Raw genomic sequence first — 16,204 nt, 5'->3', positions numbered from 1 at the left:
GAAAAGACTCCTTTTTAGACTATGCATTTATTCCATCTTTATTCAACTGGGCAGCATCGCTTTGCTCAAATTGTGAGCGCAACTCGATAATGGAGCTATTTCTCACAGCATGGGCATCTTGCTCAAGAAGCCACGTATAAAATCTAGCTTGCTCTGCTGTTTGCAATGCTTGGATATATTTTTGCGTGGAACGCTTCTCTGCAACGCGCTGCTTGATCGCGCGCATCTGCTTCCAGAATTGATAATAAGGAAGTTTGAGCTTGGTCATAAAGCCGCGATGATCCTCAATGACATATCCCTCTTCTTTAATCGAATCGTCATGAGAAACGGCCTGATACCATTTATAAAAAGACGTCCAATCTTGGAACACAGCCACTTCCTGCTTGCTGGATATTCCAAGCTGTTCGCTTACTCTTTGCACTTCAGTAAATGGTGCCTTTTCATAACTTAGCTGACGCTTCACAATATCAAGTAAAATGAGTTGATCATGATCATATGTGATAACATGTGGGTCTTTCTCTGGCAAAATGACTTCAAACACAAGAGATACATTGTGGTCACTTACGTATGATTTGATGTAGTCGACCTGCACATCTCCGAATGTCTGATAGAATAACTCTTCCACCCAAGAAGCATGCTGATTTTGCTTCACATGAGATGTATACGATTTAGACGTAAACACCAATTCATCTTCCATTTCGTTATACCCAACCGTCCCTAAATATCCATTTGCTTTATCATAGACGGTAACAGGAAATTGAAGGTGGTTCACTAAATGATGCATTTTTGTCTCAGGACGCTCATCAATGTTAAAAAATTTGTTGTAGCTTCTTGAAACAATCTGTTTTGACACCATATTGACAAACAAGCCTCTTGCCTTTACATTCACATCATCCCACTTCCGCTCACTAAACGCTTTTTTCGTAAAATTAAAAGATGAAATATGATGCGGAAGCTTTAATTCCTGTACATATTCATGCTGATCTAAGTGAGCTAAAAAGTCGTCCAGTGAAATATCTGGTTGAATGGCAGCCGATGTCTTTTTCTCAGAAGCTCTATAGACTGGGTTGTCAATTTCATGAGTCTCAATCCCGTCAGCTGTGATTTTCAACACCCTAAGATGTCCCCCAAATTCAACCTGACCTTCTAGATTATAAGACCTTTCCGCTGCTTGAATAGGTAGCCTATATAAATTGCGATGCCCGTGAATTTGAATAACATCTAATCCAGCGGTATTTTGAACAAACAAGTGATCAATGTCATCTGAATATTCACCTACACCGTGGATGAGCTGCTGTGTTGAGACATGTAGAAGCTCTTCTGGCAAATGAGCAAGACCTCCGTGGGTAACTAGAAATGTCTTGCCATGGTACGTAAAATAAGTAAGCTGATGAAATGTTCTGACAAACTTCCGTACTTCTTTTAAATCAAACTCTGCTGCTTCAATTTCAGGTGCAGTATGCCTGTTGAACATATTGCTTCTTACTTTTTCACCATGTGCAAACCGGTATAAATGCTGATCATGATTACCCTCAATCACAATGACATTCCGGCATTCTCTATGTGCGAGCATCCATGCTAATACTTCCTTGTTTTCTATTCCTCTATCAAGCAAATCACCTGCAAAGATATAAAGTTCATTTTCTTTAATGTCTCCTTGCAAATAGGTGGTCAGAGCGGTATGACAGCCGTGAATATCTCCAAAGACATGAATGGCCTCATATTGATCGAAGGATCGAGGCTGATAGGTCATCACTTGCGAATATTCCTCAGGCTGCAAGACCGTCACCCATGATGGGACCTTTTCTGTTTTTAACCGCTCGTTCATTTGATATAAAACAGACTCCCGTACAACTTTGTGAGCTTCACGTGAGCGATTTTGCAGGAGAGCTGTTTCAAGTGGCACCTGCGTGAAGTCGATGACGTACACCCTGTAACGATACGATGTGGCCAGCGATTTATATTGAGATATCGATTTGCTTGAAATATGCGTGGCATCGACCACAGTAAAGTCTCCGCGTTCCATACGTGCTGTAAGCAATTCAAATAATAAAGACCAGACTTTGTGGTCATGTTTGCTTGAAATTTCTGGTTTCCCATTGACAGATAACTGAGGCGGCTGGGTCAAAAGACGGATTTGATCCGCTGATAACGTGTAAGGCTCTAAGCCTTGGGCTTTGATCCAAGTTGATTTCCCTACGCCTGGGAGACCTCGTAAAAGGACTAAAGTTCTCATATTGGTTCTCCTTTAATAAGTGATATTTTACCTATTATAGATAAATAATGGATAAATCTCAATCTTTTATTGATTATGGTGATATATAGATAGAAAGGGAGGTTTTACATATGTCTAACGGAGAGAATATGGCATTTAACATAGGTGATCTTCTATTTCAAGTGTTCTCTCTTCTATTCATTGCTGCGATCGTGACGATCATTGTCATCGCTTTTCGAATGATCAGAAGAAAACGAATGGAATTGAAGAAGGTTGAGGAAAGATTGAACAAAGTGATTGAAAAAAACGATTTAAAAGAGTAAAAAATCCGGGATTTAACCGGATTTTTTTTGTTTCATCACAATTCCTTGCCGCTGCTGCATCAAAAAGAAAAAGACACCTAAAAGGACAAGAAAACCTCCACACATTTGGAGCAGTGTGACTTTTTCTCCAAGTAGCCATACAGCAAGAATCGTGGCTCCAACAGGCTCGCCAAGGATACTCATTGAAATAGTTGTGGCATTGACATAGGTTAAAAGCCAATTATTAATGACATGAGACATGGTAGGAATGATCGCAAGTAATAAAAAGATCCCCCACTCTTTACTGGGATAACCTGTAAAAGGAGTTTGCTGAATCAAATTGAATAAAATTAAAAAAAGACCGGCAAATCCAAACACACAAAAACTATAAATCCAATGAGATATCTTTCTGACAGCCTGTTGACCTATTAATAAATAACAAACAACTGCGATCACACTTAAAAAGGATAAAATGTCTCCTAGGATGGCTTCCTGGCTATGACCTATGTCTCCCCACCCAATCATAAGTGCACCAACTATCGCGGCACACATCGTCAAAAGTGCGGGCAGCGTCGTTCGTTCACGGAAAATGAGAAAGCCGCCTAATAAGGAGACCATTGGCTGCAGGGCGATGATAATCGTTGAGCTTGCCACAGTCGTCAGCTTTAGTGAGCCAAACCACAACACAAAATGGAGTCCTAAAAAGAAGCCTGACATACATAAGAAAAACCAGTCTCTTCGCTGAATCGAGAGAAATTCTTTTTTTCGTAGCAGGATAAACGGCAACATAAAAACCGCGGCAAAGATCATTCGATACATGCTTAAAATAGCAGAAGGTGCATTTGACCATTTCACAATAATCGCAGAAAACGAAATGGCAATAATCGAAATCACAAGCGGTAGAGCAATTGATTTCTTTTGAGCAGTAGACTTCATGTCCATAAGCAGCAGCTTCCTTTACATCAGCAGTAGATGAGAAGTTCATCTTGTATGTCGTCATCTTACTATGTCAAATCCGCTAGAGGCAAGATGATTTTTAAACTTATGTAAGCTTTTTTGCATGAAAAAAGGCTTTCATCTCGAAAGCCCTATTCATCATCTATCAATAGATAAACCGCCCGAACGGGACCATGAACCCCTACTACCAAATTCATCTCAATATCCGCAGAGTTACTCGGACCTGATATGAAATGAATCGCACCTTTCGCCTGCTCTCCTTCTTCTACCAAGCGATTGAGAGTCGAAACAGCTTGAATCATCCGCGGAACCACCGTGCTTTTTTCAATACACACGATATACATCATCGGTAAAAAATGCAGTGCTCTTCCTTGGCTCTGATGGGATGAAAGGACGATCGTCCCTGATTCTGCTAAAGTGTAATCACTAAATACAACCGAATACGCCGCTTGTTCTGCTAGCCTGATATTTTCTTCCCTTGATGCCTCAGCATTCCAGCTTGTGACTGCGAATCCTTCGTGCTGCAAGCTGTCAAACATCGGATAAAATCCATACTGTTCAAAACGATGATCGCCCGATGTCATCACAGAACCCTCTCCATACTCTGTCATCAATGATCGTAGTGCAGAGGGCGCTTTCTCTGGGGTTGTTTCGATCACTCTTGTGTGAATTCGTTGACATTGCATCTTCAATTGCTCGACTAGCTCTTCTTTAGACAAAAGTCCGTTTGTTTCCCACTGCACTTGATGCTTCCAAGCCGGACGCTGAATAGAGGCAGACGAGGATGAATCTTTCCCTAATTGCTGACGGATATGAGTTAAAAACGATTCTCGGTGAGAAATGGTTCCCTTCATCACTGCTCCTCCTTCTGTCTCTTTTTAAACCAATCTCTGAATCTTTCTTTACTTGGAGCTGGCAGGTCACGAATATCTGTCCAATTCTTTAAAGGACCTATACCTTTTGAAATCTGTCCGTTTGAAGCCATACGATTCATCAATAGAGGGGCTGCTTTTGTTCCGAATTGATACATCCCGGGAGTCGATGCGCCCATTCCGAACATTTTCATCGCCATCATTTCAGATTTAGGCGCTCTTCCCTCTTTTTCAACGATGACTTGTCGATGTTTTATTAATAACTCGTGAAGCGGAATCTTTACTGGGCAAGCATCTGTACAGGCTGCGCAAAGGCTTGATGCAAAGGGAAGCTCTTGATAGTCATCATAGCCGCCAAGAAGCGGTGATAAAACAGCACCAATTGGCCCCGGGTAAATCGATCCGTATGAATGTCCGCCCACATGCCGGTAAACTGGGCACACATTGATGCAGGCTGCGCACCGAATACATTGGAGAACAGGCTGAAAGGCCGTACCTAATATATTGGACCGCCCATTGTCCACAATGACCAAGTGAAATTCTTCTGGTCCATCGACTTCTTCTTCTCCTTTTGGTCCGACGACAGAAATGTAACTCGTTAATTTCTGACCGACTGCACTTCTGCACAAAAGACCAACAAGGACATCTAGTTCCTCCATCGTTGGAACCATCCGTTCCATGCCCATAACGGCGATATGTGTCTTCGGGATAGCCGTGACTAGATCCGCATTCCCTTCATTTGTCACAAGGCAAATGGAACCTGTATTGGCGACAGCAAAATTACAGCCGGTGACACCCATATCTGCTTCGAGGAACTTTTCACGTAATATAGCTCTCACAAAACTCGTCATATCTTCAGGTGTCTCTGACATCTCATATCCGAGCTTTTCGTGAAAGACTTCTCGTATTTGTTCTTTTGTCATGTGAAGAGCAGGTGCCACAATATGTGAAGGGGGTTCATGATCATCTACTTGCAAAATATACTCGCCAAGGTCACTTTCCACCACCTCACAGCCGATCTCTTCAAGGGCTTGATTCATTTCAATTTCTTCTGTGACCATTGATTTTGATTTAACGATCTTTTTGGCTTCTTTTTTCTGTGCCACATGTTGAATATACGCTGATGCCTCTTCTTTTGTTTTTGCAAAAAAGACATGTCCTCCGCGTGCACTAACGCTTTCACTTAATTGGTATAAGTAGTCGTCAAGATGCGTCAGCGTATGCTGCCTGATTTCCTCGCCAAGTTCTCGCCACTTCTCCCAGTTACCAAGCTCTTCGCTCGCAGATAGCCGCCTTTCATACAGGCGTTCCTGCGCTGAGGAGACTGCTCCTCTCATAACTGTATCTTCTAATCCTTCCCCGATTCGTTCTTTAAAGGCCTTCGCTCCAATTTTCATACTCATGTGCCGTTCCCCCTCTTAAACTCAGCGGCTATTTAACACCTCTGCGATATGCATCACTTGAATGGGTTTATCAAGACGATTCAGTCTCCCGCCAATATTGAGAAGGCAGCCGCAGTCGGCACCAATGATGTATTGAGCGCCTGTCTCCTCTATGCTTTGGACTTTTTCATCGACCATTTGCTCAGAAATAGGTGTCATTTTTACTGAAAAGGTCCCTCCAAATCCGCAGCAATTTTCTGCACGCGGCAATGGTGTCATCGACAAATCTTTGACATTTGACAACAGTGTGAAAGGAGCTTCCTTAATTCGCAGCAGCCTCGTCATATGACAGGATGTGTGATAGGTTGCGTTGCCTTTCAGGCTCGCGCCTACATCTGTGACGTGTAATATATCAACAATAAACTCGGTTAATTCATATGTTTTTTCAGCAAGTGCTTCAGCTTGTGTTGACCACACTGGGTCTTCTTTTAAAAGTTGAGGATATTCTAAAAACATCGCCTTACAAGAACCTGACGGCGTCACGACATATTCAGCTGTTTCAAAGGCTTTGATCATGTTTTTTGCTGCTTTAATGGTTTCTTTTGTAAAGCCGCTGTTAAAGGCTGGCTGTCCGCAGCACACTTGTGATTCTGGAAATTCCACTTCAACACCGAGTCTTTCCAACACTTCCACTGTCGCCTTTCCTACATTTGGCTGCATCGTGTCAATTAAACAAGTAACGAATAAATGGACTTTCATCGGCGAACTTCCCTTCTTTGCTGCAATTTGATTCATCAATTTGGTCCTCTGATGACGAAATAACAAGTCTTATTTTCATTTTAATCCCAAATTTCTGAAATTTCAACGAAGTGATTTGTCTAAATTTGGACAAAAAAACGCCCTTTTAATTGGGCGTTTTTGATGTTTATTTTGAAATCATTTCACCAATTTTTTCTTTAATAGGTGTTAAGGGTCTGGCTAATAAGGTTTCGAAATCATGGCTTTCAACGGCTAATGCACCATCGCGAATCCCGCTTTGAATGGCTTTGACAAATGGCACCGCTTCTTTTGGTACACCATTAGAAGCTAAAAATTCTCCAAATGTGTCGACATCAATTTGCTCCACCTTGATCTCTTTTCCGCTCACTTCACTAACAATGTGAGCAAGTTCAGTATGCGTCCGAAGAGGTCCTGACAGTTCATATGTCTCCTTGTCATGTTCAGAAAGTGTTAACGCATTTGCGGCCGCTTCTGCGTAGTCATTTCTTGTTGCCCAGCCAACCTTGCCATCACCAATTGGACTTAAAAATGGTGCGCCACTTACGGCTGCTAGTATCGTATCTTTTTCATTTTCTACATACCAGTTGTTTCTTAGAAACACATGAGGAATGCCGGAGGCCACAATGGCTTCTTCAGTTTTTGCGTGGTCATGTGCAAGGACAAGCTGACTCTCTCTTGCATTCACAACGCTTGTATATGCAATAAAGGATACACCAGCTGCTTTCGCCGCTTGGATGGCAGCCTTATGCTGCTCGACGCGGTCTCCATCGGCTGTTGAAATGATCAGAAGGCGGTCAATGCCTTGAAAGGCTGCCTTAAGGGTGTCTGGCTGAGTAAAGTCTCCGTGGCGTACATCTACCCCAGTTTCCTTTAAATGTGCTGCTTTTTGCGGATCTCGAACACTCACCGCAATTTGTTCAGCTGGTACCTTTTTAAGTAAATGCTGGACAACGAGCGATCCGAGCTGTCCTGTTGCGCCTGTTACTAATAACTTCATAATGTTTGACCTCCTCATTTTTTGTTCAACGGTGATGTGTATTCGTTATAATCAAAATGGTTACAACAAAGGTGTAAAAAAAGCTCTAATGTACGAGCTTTTTATTCCGCCTCTGTCAACAATTGCTGGATTGTGACTTGTTTGAGGTAATTTTCAAGCGCTGCTTGAGCTTCTTTTAGTTCACTTCTCAGTCTTGTATCCATCGCTTGACCAATTGGACATGCGATGACTGGCTGATGAAAGTTAAACAATTCTTCATCCTCGCTTACATCGACAGCACGGTACACATCTAATAGCGTGATTTCCTCTGCCGGCCTTTTTAAGTAAGCACCGCCTACTCCGCGTCGTATCTCAATAAGACCCGCCCGTTTGAGCATTGCCATCATTTTTCGAACAATCGCTGGATTTGAATTCACACTTTCTGCAATAAAATCTCCTGTACACTCTTTTGGTACACCTGCAATAAATGACATAATATGAACAGCAATCGGATACCTACTGCTAATTTGTTTCACAATCTTTCACCACCGTTGTAATCAATATAGTTACAATAAGTGATTTTGTCAATCAATATACGGATTTTTCTTTCGATCCCAGTCTTCATATGTCATGATATCGTAGTCTTCTTCTGTATCGAGCTCAAGCGGCGCAATGCATTCAAGCAGATTTCCATCTGGGTCAAGAAAATAGATCGCTGCATGAAATTGCGGCGGATTATCAAGAACTAAAGGCTGCTCCTCTTCTGAAAAGCCAAACATTGGGTGAACACCGATGCCTTTTTCAACTAGCCAAGCCTTGATTTGTTCGATACTAGACGTTGTAATTTGAAAAGCAACGTGCCGGGTCGAAGGATGATATGGGAAGTCATTGATATCTACTTTCCACAAGCCAAGCCAGCCCTTTCCTTTTTCAATCCATAAAAAAGCAACTCGTTCATTTTCGTGAGCAAGTGTCAATTCCAATTTTTCATAAAACGCAATCGACGCCTTCAAGTCACTCACAGGTAAATGGGCTTCATACAAACCTTTTATCATCATCAAAACCACTCCTTTTCTACCTTCTATTCTGCGGGGTTTGAAAAAATTCCGCCTCAGTAAAACGATGTATTTTGCCCCCTTCATTGGTTTGAGAAAAATGATATGTTTGATCCATTACAGATGGGGGAAGGTGTTCAAATAAAAGAAAGGAGCGTTTTATATGCCTTGGACGATGAATGATTATCCGGATTCATTTCAATCGTTAGACCGCATTATTCGAAAAAAAGCACTTGAGATTGCTAATAAAATGATACAGGAAGGCTATGACGAAAGTAGAGCCATTCCAATTGCAATCAGTCAAGCGAAAGAATGGAAAAAAAACGCAACGGAGAAAGAGATCGAGGATTTCACAGCTCATGGTTCTGTGACGCCATCTAAAGACAGCAGCTCCGCAAGACCAGAACTTATGGATCATGCGCAGCATGTCGTCAAACACGAAGAAGGCTGGGCGGTTCAAACAGAGAAAGCAAAACGAGCAAGTGAGATCAAAGAAACGAAACAAGAAGCAATCGACCGGGCAAAGGAGATTGCCTCTAATAAAGGGACTTCCGTTGTTATCCATAGCAAAGATGGGAACATTCAAGACGTGTTAAAACCGCAATAAGACCGCCCATGAGCGGTCTTTTCTTATGCATTCTTTTCTTTTTTCGCTGGTGTTTTTCTTTTTTTAGGCGCTGCCTTTTTCGCTTTGGCTGGTTTTGATCGATCGATTGAAGCCTGAAGAGCTGCCATTAAATCCGTCACATTGGATGCCGGATCTTTTTTACCTGTCGTTTCTGGCTGAACGGTATGTTCTCCAGATATTTTATCTCCGATTAAATTCATCAGCTGTTCTCTGTATTCATCCTGATAGGCTGCTGGATCAAAAGTTGTGGTTAACTGTTCGATTAAAAGAAGGGCTGTATCTAACTCCTTTTTCACAATGTTTTCTTCTTGGGGGATATTCGGTACATCTGATACTTGTCTAATTTCATCTGGAAAATGAATGGTTTCCATCAGCAAAATATGTTCATAGCACCTAACGATCGCTAATTGCTCCTTTGAGCGGATCATAATCTTTGCCACACCAATTTTCCCCGATTCCTCTAAAGCTTTTCTTAATAATGAATATGCTTTCGCACCGCCGGTATCTGGTGATAAAAAATAACTTCTTTCATAATAGATTGGATCAATCTCCTCTATCTTCACAAAATCAATGATTTCAACGGCTTTTTCTTCATTTTCTTTTCGAAGTTTTTCAAGCTCTTCCTCGTCTAATTCAATGAATTTGTTTTTTGCATACTCGTACGCTTTTACAATTTGTTCTGGTGCCACCTCTTCCCCGCAGTTGGCACAAACCTTTTTATAGTTAATGGGCGTGTGACACTCTTTATGCAGCTGTCTTAATTTAATATCTTTGTTCTCTGTAGCGGTAAACAGCTTCACTGGAATATTGACTAGCCCAAAGCTAATGCCGCCTTTCCAAACCGTATGCATCGCGTCGCCTCCGTTCTTTTCTCCTTACTATGCAATGTTTTCGTCAGACTTATGTATGCGAATGAAAATTTCATCCCACTCTAAGAACACATCATATGAGGAAGTGACATGCACAAATGAAACCTATGCGATTAACGGCTGCACATGATGTTCCTACCGGTGCAGACTGGGTGTATGAATTAAAATATGACGGCTTTCGAGTCATTCTGACGTGGGATCAAAACGAAATTCATTTAGAAAGCAGAGCCGGAAAACGATTAAACGAACAGTTTCCCGAGGTGATTGAACAGTGCGAACAATTAAGGGATCATTTTGCTCCTTTATTACCATTGACGTTTGATGGAGAATTGGTCTTTTTGCTGGATGAACAACAAAGCGACTTTGCGAGGGTTCAGCAAAGGGGCAGGCTGAAAAACAAAGAGGCGATTAAGCTGCAGGCTGAGCGGTTTCCATGTCATTTGATCGCATTTGATTTATTAAGATGCAAAGGGAAATCTCTCATTGATTTGCCGTTGATGGAAAGGAAAACACAATTACAGCAAGTTTTCAAAGCAGCAAAACTCCCGTCATCTGTTCAGCTTGAGCACCCTTCCCTTCTTCAACTCATTCATACAGACACAAATTCTGAACATATGAAAAAACTGATGACGACCTATCTTGCAGAAGGACTTGTTGCGAAAAAAAGGACGAGTAAATGGCACGACCATACCCGGTCAAAAGAATGGCTCAAAGTCAAAAACTGGCGATATGTTTCTGTCATTGTGACTCGTTTTGATAAAGAAAATGGCTACTTTCAGGGCTGTATTTATCAAGATCATCATCTCACTGAGGTTGTCCAATTCAAGCATGGATTTTCTAAAGAAGAAGAACAAACGCTACGTACACTCTTTCAGACAAATGGCAAGCAAACAGGGGCATCAGCATATGAAATCCCACCATCTATCGTCGCGAGCATTGCTTGTATCTCCTTTGATGGGTCCGCCTTAAGAGAGCCACGTTTTTCTTCCTTTTTACTGGATACTGATCCAACGGCGTGTACGTTTCAGCAAATGCTCAAACAGCTATATCCTCTTCCTACTGTCATTGAGATCACTCATCCTGAAAAACCAATTGTGCCGGCTCTTCATCTGAATAAGGCAGATTACTTACTTTATTTGAGACAAGCTGCTCCTTATCTCTTGCCCTTTTTACGTGAAAGACGGCTGACTTTAATTCGGTTTCCTCATGGTGCTGGGGATGAATTCTTTTATCAAAAGTCGACACCTGATTATGCGCCAGATTATGTGTTGACCGATCAAGCTGATGATATTGCTTACACAGTTTGTAATGATCCTCAGACGCTTCTTTGGCTCGGCAACCAGTTGGCAATGGAATTTCATATTCCTTTTGAAACAAGGGATACGGACAGGCCAACCGAAATCGTCTTTGATTTAGACCCACCGTCTGTTAACGAGTTTCATCTAGCCATAGAAGCTGCTAAGCGAATCAAAACGCTTTTAGACGGTCTTTTTCTCACAGCCTTTATTAAAACAAGCGGTGGTAAAGGACTGCAAGTTTATATTCCATTAAAGAAAAATGCCTTCACATACGAAGAAACGAGAACATTTACCGCGTTTATATGTCAATTTTTATGTGAACAAGCACCTGAGTTATTTACTTTGGAACGTCTTAAAAAAAAACGTGGCAATCGCTTGTATTTAGACTATATTCAGCACGATGCTGGAAAAACAATCATTGCGCCTTATTCACCGAGAGGAAATGAACTTGGACTTGTAGCGACACCGCTTGAATGGGACGAACTCCATCAAGATGGACTTCACCCTTCTTTGTTTACCATGCCATCTGTGATAGAGCGTCTAAAGGAAAAAGGCGATCCATTCCGCCGCATGAGGCACCTTGTAAATGATGACACGTTCAGACAAGTTTTGCATCGACTTGAGGACATGATCCCAGCACATAAGATGGACATACGCGGTCATTAAGCGTTACACTTATTCATTAGAGAGTAAGAAAGGGATGACCATTTTGACCGCACATTCATTTCGAAATATCGCACTTATTTTCTTGTGCCTATCAGCAGGTATTGTGGATGTGATTGGCTATTTGAGCTTAGGGCATGTGTTTACAGCCAATATGACAGGTAATATCGTGCTGCTTGGCATTGCAGCAGGAAGCTCCTTGCAGCTTACGGCCCTTCATTCCATCACCGCACTAAGTGGATTTGTTTTAGGGGTTTTACTAGCTGTTGTGATAGGCGGAAAGCATGAGAAAACGTTTTGGCCAAAAGCCGTTACACGTATCTTTATCATAGAGGTCATGATACTACTTCTATTTGCTCTCATGACCATTTTCCCTTATACACAAGGTGCTTATTTTATGCTGATTATCCTTTTAAGTATGGCCATGGGCCTGCAGACAGCGGCCGCCCGCAAATTAAATGTGGCTGGCATTTCCACAACGGTTCTAACAAGTACACTCGCTAACCTATTTGAGGATTTGGCTCAGCGCATTTCACATCGGGAAAAAAGAAAAGCTCCCATTGAGCATGTCAGTTTCATGCGAATAGGCTCTATTGTCTTTTACTGCTTAGGTGCTGCTTTAGCGGCATACACAGATGCATTCGACCCTTTTATCATCATTTGGCTGCCTATCTCTATCCTTGGCATCATTGTGATAACTGCTTCAATTAAGCACTTTCATCAATTGAAATAGCCAATCATTAGATGGCTATTTCAATCACTGTAATGAAACACTAATAACTTCTTACATAAAAACCGGGAGGACGCCCCATAATGAACGTGGAGCCATACGGATAACCAGAAAATGTCCCGAATCCACCGTATCCAGGGAAACCGCCTAAACCTGAGAACACACCAGGGCTCACATAATACCCGCCAAAGCCGATATGAGAACCAACCGGCCCAATATGTGCTCCGCCGCCGCTAAAACCGCCTCCATGAAAGCCTCCGTATACTCGTGGATACATACAATCACCTGCCTTCGGCTAACACCTATCACATCATATGCATGACAAATGGAGCGGTGTTCCGGCTTTTTCTATTACTTCTATGTACAATAGACCAATTCGAGAAAATTTGAATGAAAAGTCCTGCAAAAAATTAAATTAAGCAAAGAAAGGTGACCTTTTTAACTTGTTGCCTTGCCCTATATTTATTTAGAATAATGGGGCAGGTAACAAATTTGCACACCCCCTTTGTTGCGAATTCTTCTTATTAAACGTTCTTGTAGCGTTTAATAAGAAGAGCCTATTAACCACATAAAAAAACCCTTGCTGACGATCATCAACAAGGGCAAGAGATACATGGTGGATTAGCCACCAATGATTTTTTCTGCTACTTCGAAAGAACCCGCAACGTTTTGAGTCAGAACTGACGCAGCGATCGCTAAACCTACAACGAATAATACTTTTAGACCTGTTTTCATTTAAATCAACCCCATTCTTTTCATATGTAAATCCGCTTCTAAACTTTTGTTCAAGTAAAAAACAGACTGCTCATAAAGTGCTTGCTTTTCACAATACTTAGCTGCAAAATGTGAAAGCTCTTTTACTTCATGATATTCGTTCTTCTCTTCTAACTTTCTTAATTTCTCATCAATTTGCTGAAATCTTTGTGGTGCATTCGTTAAGTAAAGGTCATGGACGATGCCTATTTTCAGCTGAAACACTTCATGAGAAGCATCTTTTATTCTCGCATACGCAGCCTCTATATATTGGCTTGCACGCTGCTTTTCACCAATCACACAGAGTTCCCGGCTAATCAGATACGTAGAATGGAAAAAGAAATCCGACTCGTAATATTCTTGATGGGACAATGCTTTTTCAAGGTGACGTACTGACTCTTTCGGTTTGTTCCAAAATGAATACAAAATGGCCACATTGTGATGAAGCTGAGCCAGCATAAAATCATCCTGCTCGCTTGTCAAAACCTCTTCCGCCAGACGATAATTTTCAAGTGCCTCTTCATACCGGCCGATCTCTGTCTGATTCGCCGCTATGAGAGAATACGAAAGTGCCGTTCTTCTTTCATAATGCTTATGCCGTTTATAAACGTGAAGAGCTCTGCGAATATAGCTTAATGAGAGCATGATATGACTAAGCCGGTAGTAAAGCCAGGCCACCTTAAAATCAAAATCAGCACGTTCGATCTCACTTGGAATTTTATCTAAGAGCTTTTCAGCACTTTGATACATTTGCAATGCAACCTCATAGTTCCCTTGATGTTGCTCATACACACCCTCATAAAAATCAAAATAGTAGGCAAGTCGGTTAGATAAGTCCTCCTCTTTTTTTCCGTGAAGACTTTCTATACTTTTGGTTGAAACACTGCCCTTTTGACCTCTTAAATTGTACATGAGAATGTGATGCCTCTTCTCAAGAAGAGAATAATACATCAGGATGTCCGCATCATCAATTTCCTCTACTGCTTGTTTCGCTTTAGCAAATAGCCGTTCTGCCTCATCTGCATGATCTTTTTTAATTTCCATGTTCCAGTCATTTAATAATGATGCCAATTCCGCAACAGGAATCTTGCTCATTCTACACCCCCAATCACCTTCAGCTGCAACACATGATTTCACTAAATATGGAACTTCTATTAGCAATTGCTAATTAGTCCATTTGAGATCATTTTAATATGAATCACTTGAATCTTCAATAACCGTTTCCTTTGAAAATGCGTTTCTTTCTTCTAGTCAATGAAGTTTGCGTAAAAATTCCGCCTTTTTTCAATTTTAAAGTAACCAGTCACCCTCGTGATGAAATAAAAAAAGCCCTTTTTTGGGCTTTTAGTTCTTATTCCAATCGTATGATGGTAAGTGCCGCTCCAACAGACCCTCCCCCAAGTAACACCACTGTTGCGACTAAACCGAAAATTTGGAGAGAAATTTGGTTACCCGCTGCAAGTGTTGTAATGAGTGATACGTTGTAGGTAGATGCTGATAAAGCGGGTGTTAATATTGAACCAGCAATGGCAGATCCGCTGTTAATCAGCCTTGTTCCAGCAAGCAGCGCTGCATTTGTGTTCACTTGATATGTGATGAAATAGCGACCCGAGACCGGCACTGTAAAAATCGTATTTCCACCACTTGCTGTAAAACCATCTAAGCTCTGATTATTAGGCAAAGAAACCGCTGTTCCGCCTAAGACAACAAGCACTGTACTTCCCGACGTATTGGATGCGTACATTGAGTTAGCGGTTACAATTGTGCCGGTCGCGCCGGTTACTCCAGTTACACCTGTTGGGCCTGTTGGACCCGTTATTCCGGTTGACCCAGTTGGACCCGTTGCTCCGGCTGCTCCTGTTGAACCTGTTATTCCGGTTGAGCCGGTTGAGCCTGTTGCTCCCGTCGAACCTGTTGCTCCTGTTGCACCTGTTATTCCAGTTGCGCCTGTTGCCCCCGTTGCTCCGGTTACTCCGGTTGCTCCCGTCGAACCTGTTATTCCGGTTGAGCCTGTTGCTCCGGTTACTCCGGTTACTCCGGTTACTCCGGTTGCTCCGGTTACTCCGGTTGCTCCCGTTACACCTGTTGCTCCTGTTGCTCCTATTGCACCTGTTATTCCAGTTGCTCCTGTTGCACCTGTTATTCCAGTTGCTCCTGTTGCCCCCGTTGCTCCGGTTACTCCGGTTGCTCCCGTCGAACCTGTTATTCCGGTTGAGCCTGTTGCTCCGGTTATTCCTGTTGCACCTGTTGCTCCCGTCGGGCCTGTTGGACCCGTTATTCCTCCACACATATTAAGCTGGGCGCACATGCCTCTCACTTCTTTCAAGCTGTGGAATCTTCAAGACATACACACTAATACTGATAATTGAGAGAAAAAGAAACGACAATACTCCCAGTCGAGGTCCCACCAGTAGCTACAATCCCAATGGAGTTCAGATCACTAAGTGTAATGGATTGGCTCTCTCCTGGAGCTACAGTGAAGTCTGGAACAGCCGCACCGTTGACCTCTAATGTCACAGTTGGAGCTACAGCCACGATTCCGTTGTTTTCCACCATAATGGTCCCGTTTATGACAAATGGTGTTCCATCCGTCCAAACGACTACTGGATCCGCTGCTGCTGCTAAATCGACTGTGAAACATACCGCATCATTCACAAATCCTGTTTGCTCATTACTACACCCGCCTAATATAGCCATTTTAACCCTCCTTCAACCTATTCTTGA

Annotated in this window: 17 protein-coding genes; 4 read left to right on the top strand and 13 right to left on the bottom strand. The window is 42.2% G+C overall.

The window, feature by feature from the left end; translation table 11 throughout:
• Positions 1-19 precede the first annotated feature (19 nt).
• Positions 20-2,236, bottom strand: a complete 2,217-nt coding sequence (locus NKR21_RS09705) for an RNA ligase (protein WP_144456596.1) — start codon at positions 2,234-2,236, stop codon at positions 20-22.
• Between the two features lie 110 nt (positions 2,237-2,346).
• Between NKR21_RS09705 and NKR21_RS09700 the strand changes: the two genes are divergently transcribed.
• Positions 2,347-2,538, top strand: coding sequence for a TIGR00366 family protein (locus NKR21_RS09700; protein WP_137054585.1), 192 nt, complete (start codon positions 2,347-2,349; stop codon positions 2,536-2,538).
• Positions 2,539-2,550: 12 nt separating this feature from the next.
• Here NKR21_RS09700 and NKR21_RS09695 read toward each other — a convergent pair whose 3' ends face one another.
• The 7 genes from NKR21_RS09695 to NKR21_RS09665 form a co-directional block, all read right to left on the bottom strand.
• Complete coding sequence (locus NKR21_RS09695; RefSeq protein WP_144456598.1) at positions 2,551-3,459, bottom strand: DMT family transporter; 909 nt, start codon at positions 3,457-3,459, stop codon at positions 2,551-2,553.
• Between the two features lie 146 nt (positions 3,460-3,605).
• Entirely contained in the window at positions 3,606-4,328 is a 723-nt protein-coding gene (locus tag NKR21_RS09690) for a LutC/YkgG family protein (RefSeq protein ID WP_144456600.1), read from the bottom strand.
• Positions 4,328-5,749 carry a LutB/LldF family L-lactate oxidation iron-sulfur protein gene (locus NKR21_RS09685; RefSeq protein WP_144456602.1) on the bottom strand — a complete coding sequence of 474 codons (1,422 nt, stop codon included), beginning with the start codon at positions 5,747-5,749 and terminating at the stop codon, positions 4,328-4,330. Before NKR21_RS09685 ends, NKR21_RS09690 begins: the two co-directional genes overlap by 1 nt.
• 21 nt (positions 5,750-5,770) lie before the next feature.
• Positions 5,771-6,487, bottom strand: a complete 717-nt coding sequence (locus NKR21_RS09680) for a (Fe-S)-binding protein (RefSeq protein WP_144456649.1) — start codon at positions 6,485-6,487, stop codon at positions 5,771-5,773.
• Positions 6,488-6,653: 166 nt separating this feature from the next.
• Positions 6,654-7,505 carry an SDR family oxidoreductase gene (locus NKR21_RS09675; RefSeq protein WP_144456603.1) on the bottom strand — a complete coding sequence of 284 codons (852 nt, stop codon included), beginning with the start codon at positions 7,503-7,505 and terminating at the stop codon, positions 6,654-6,656.
• A 101-nt stretch (positions 7,506-7,606) separates the two neighbouring features.
• Positions 7,607-8,020 carry an Rrf2 family transcriptional regulator gene (locus NKR21_RS09670; protein WP_144456605.1) on the bottom strand — a complete coding sequence of 138 codons (414 nt, stop codon included), beginning with the start codon at positions 8,018-8,020 and terminating at the stop codon, positions 7,607-7,609.
• A gap of 48 nt (positions 8,021-8,068) precedes the next feature.
• Entirely contained in the window at positions 8,069-8,542 is a 474-nt protein-coding gene (locus NKR21_RS09665; protein ID WP_144456607.1) for a VOC family protein, read from the bottom strand.
• 160 nt (positions 8,543-8,702) lie between these two features.
• Here NKR21_RS09665 and NKR21_RS09660 point away from each other — a divergent pair, with 160 nt between their 5' ends.
• Positions 8,703-9,146: a DUF2188 domain-containing protein gene (locus NKR21_RS09660; RefSeq protein ID WP_144456609.1), complete on the top strand. Its 444-nt coding sequence runs from the start codon at positions 8,703-8,705 to the stop codon at positions 9,144-9,146.
• A gap of 23 nt (positions 9,147-9,169) precedes the next feature.
• Here the strand turns inward: NKR21_RS09660 and ku are convergent, their stop codons facing one another.
• Positions 9,170-10,018, bottom strand: coding sequence for a non-homologous end joining protein Ku (gene ku / locus NKR21_RS09655; protein ID WP_012010078.1), 849 nt, complete (start codon positions 10,016-10,018; stop codon positions 9,170-9,172).
• A 116-nt stretch (positions 10,019-10,134) separates the two neighbouring features.
• Here ku and NKR21_RS09650 point away from each other — a divergent pair, with 116 nt between their 5' ends.
• A complete protein-coding gene (locus NKR21_RS09650) occupies positions 10,135-12,000 on the top strand; it encodes a DNA ligase D (protein WP_144456611.1) in 1,866 nt (621 codons plus the stop codon).
• A gap of 34 nt (positions 12,001-12,034) precedes the next feature.
• On the top strand, positions 12,035-12,730 hold the full coding sequence (locus tag NKR21_RS09645) for a YoaK family protein (RefSeq protein WP_012010076.1): 696 nt from the start codon (positions 12,035-12,037) through the stop codon (positions 12,728-12,730).
• Positions 12,731-12,770: 40 nt separating this feature from the next.
• On the opposite strand, the gene NKR21_RS09640 is transcribed toward NKR21_RS09645, so the two are convergent.
• The 4 genes from NKR21_RS09640 to NKR21_RS09625 form a co-directional block, all read right to left on the bottom strand.
• Positions 12,771-13,004, bottom strand: a complete 234-nt coding sequence (locus tag NKR21_RS09640) for a hypothetical protein (protein WP_144456613.1) — start codon at positions 13,002-13,004, stop codon at positions 12,771-12,773.
• Positions 13,005-13,462: 458 nt separating this feature from the next.
• Complete coding sequence (locus NKR21_RS09635) at positions 13,463-14,575, bottom strand: response regulator aspartate phosphatase (protein WP_144456615.1); 1,113 nt, start codon at positions 14,573-14,575, stop codon at positions 13,463-13,465.
• A 256-nt stretch (positions 14,576-14,831) separates the two neighbouring features.
• On the bottom strand, positions 14,832-15,788 hold the full coding sequence (locus NKR21_RS09630; RefSeq protein WP_253602582.1) for a BclA C-terminal domain-containing protein: 957 nt from the start codon (positions 15,786-15,788) through the stop codon (positions 14,832-14,834).
• Positions 15,789-15,832: 44 nt separating this feature from the next.
• Positions 15,833-16,177: a DUF3992 domain-containing protein gene (locus NKR21_RS09625; protein ID WP_012010072.1), complete on the bottom strand. Its 345-nt coding sequence runs from the start codon at positions 16,175-16,177 to the stop codon at positions 15,833-15,835.
• Between the last annotated feature and the right edge of the window lie 27 nt (positions 16,178-16,204).

Source organism: Bacillus sp. 1735sda2 (assembly GCF_024159245.1).
GTDB classification, from domain to species: Bacteria; Bacillota; Bacilli; order Bacillales; family Bacillaceae; genus Bacillus; species Bacillus pumilus_O.
This window is presented reverse-complemented; position numbering and strand designations above follow the sequence as displayed.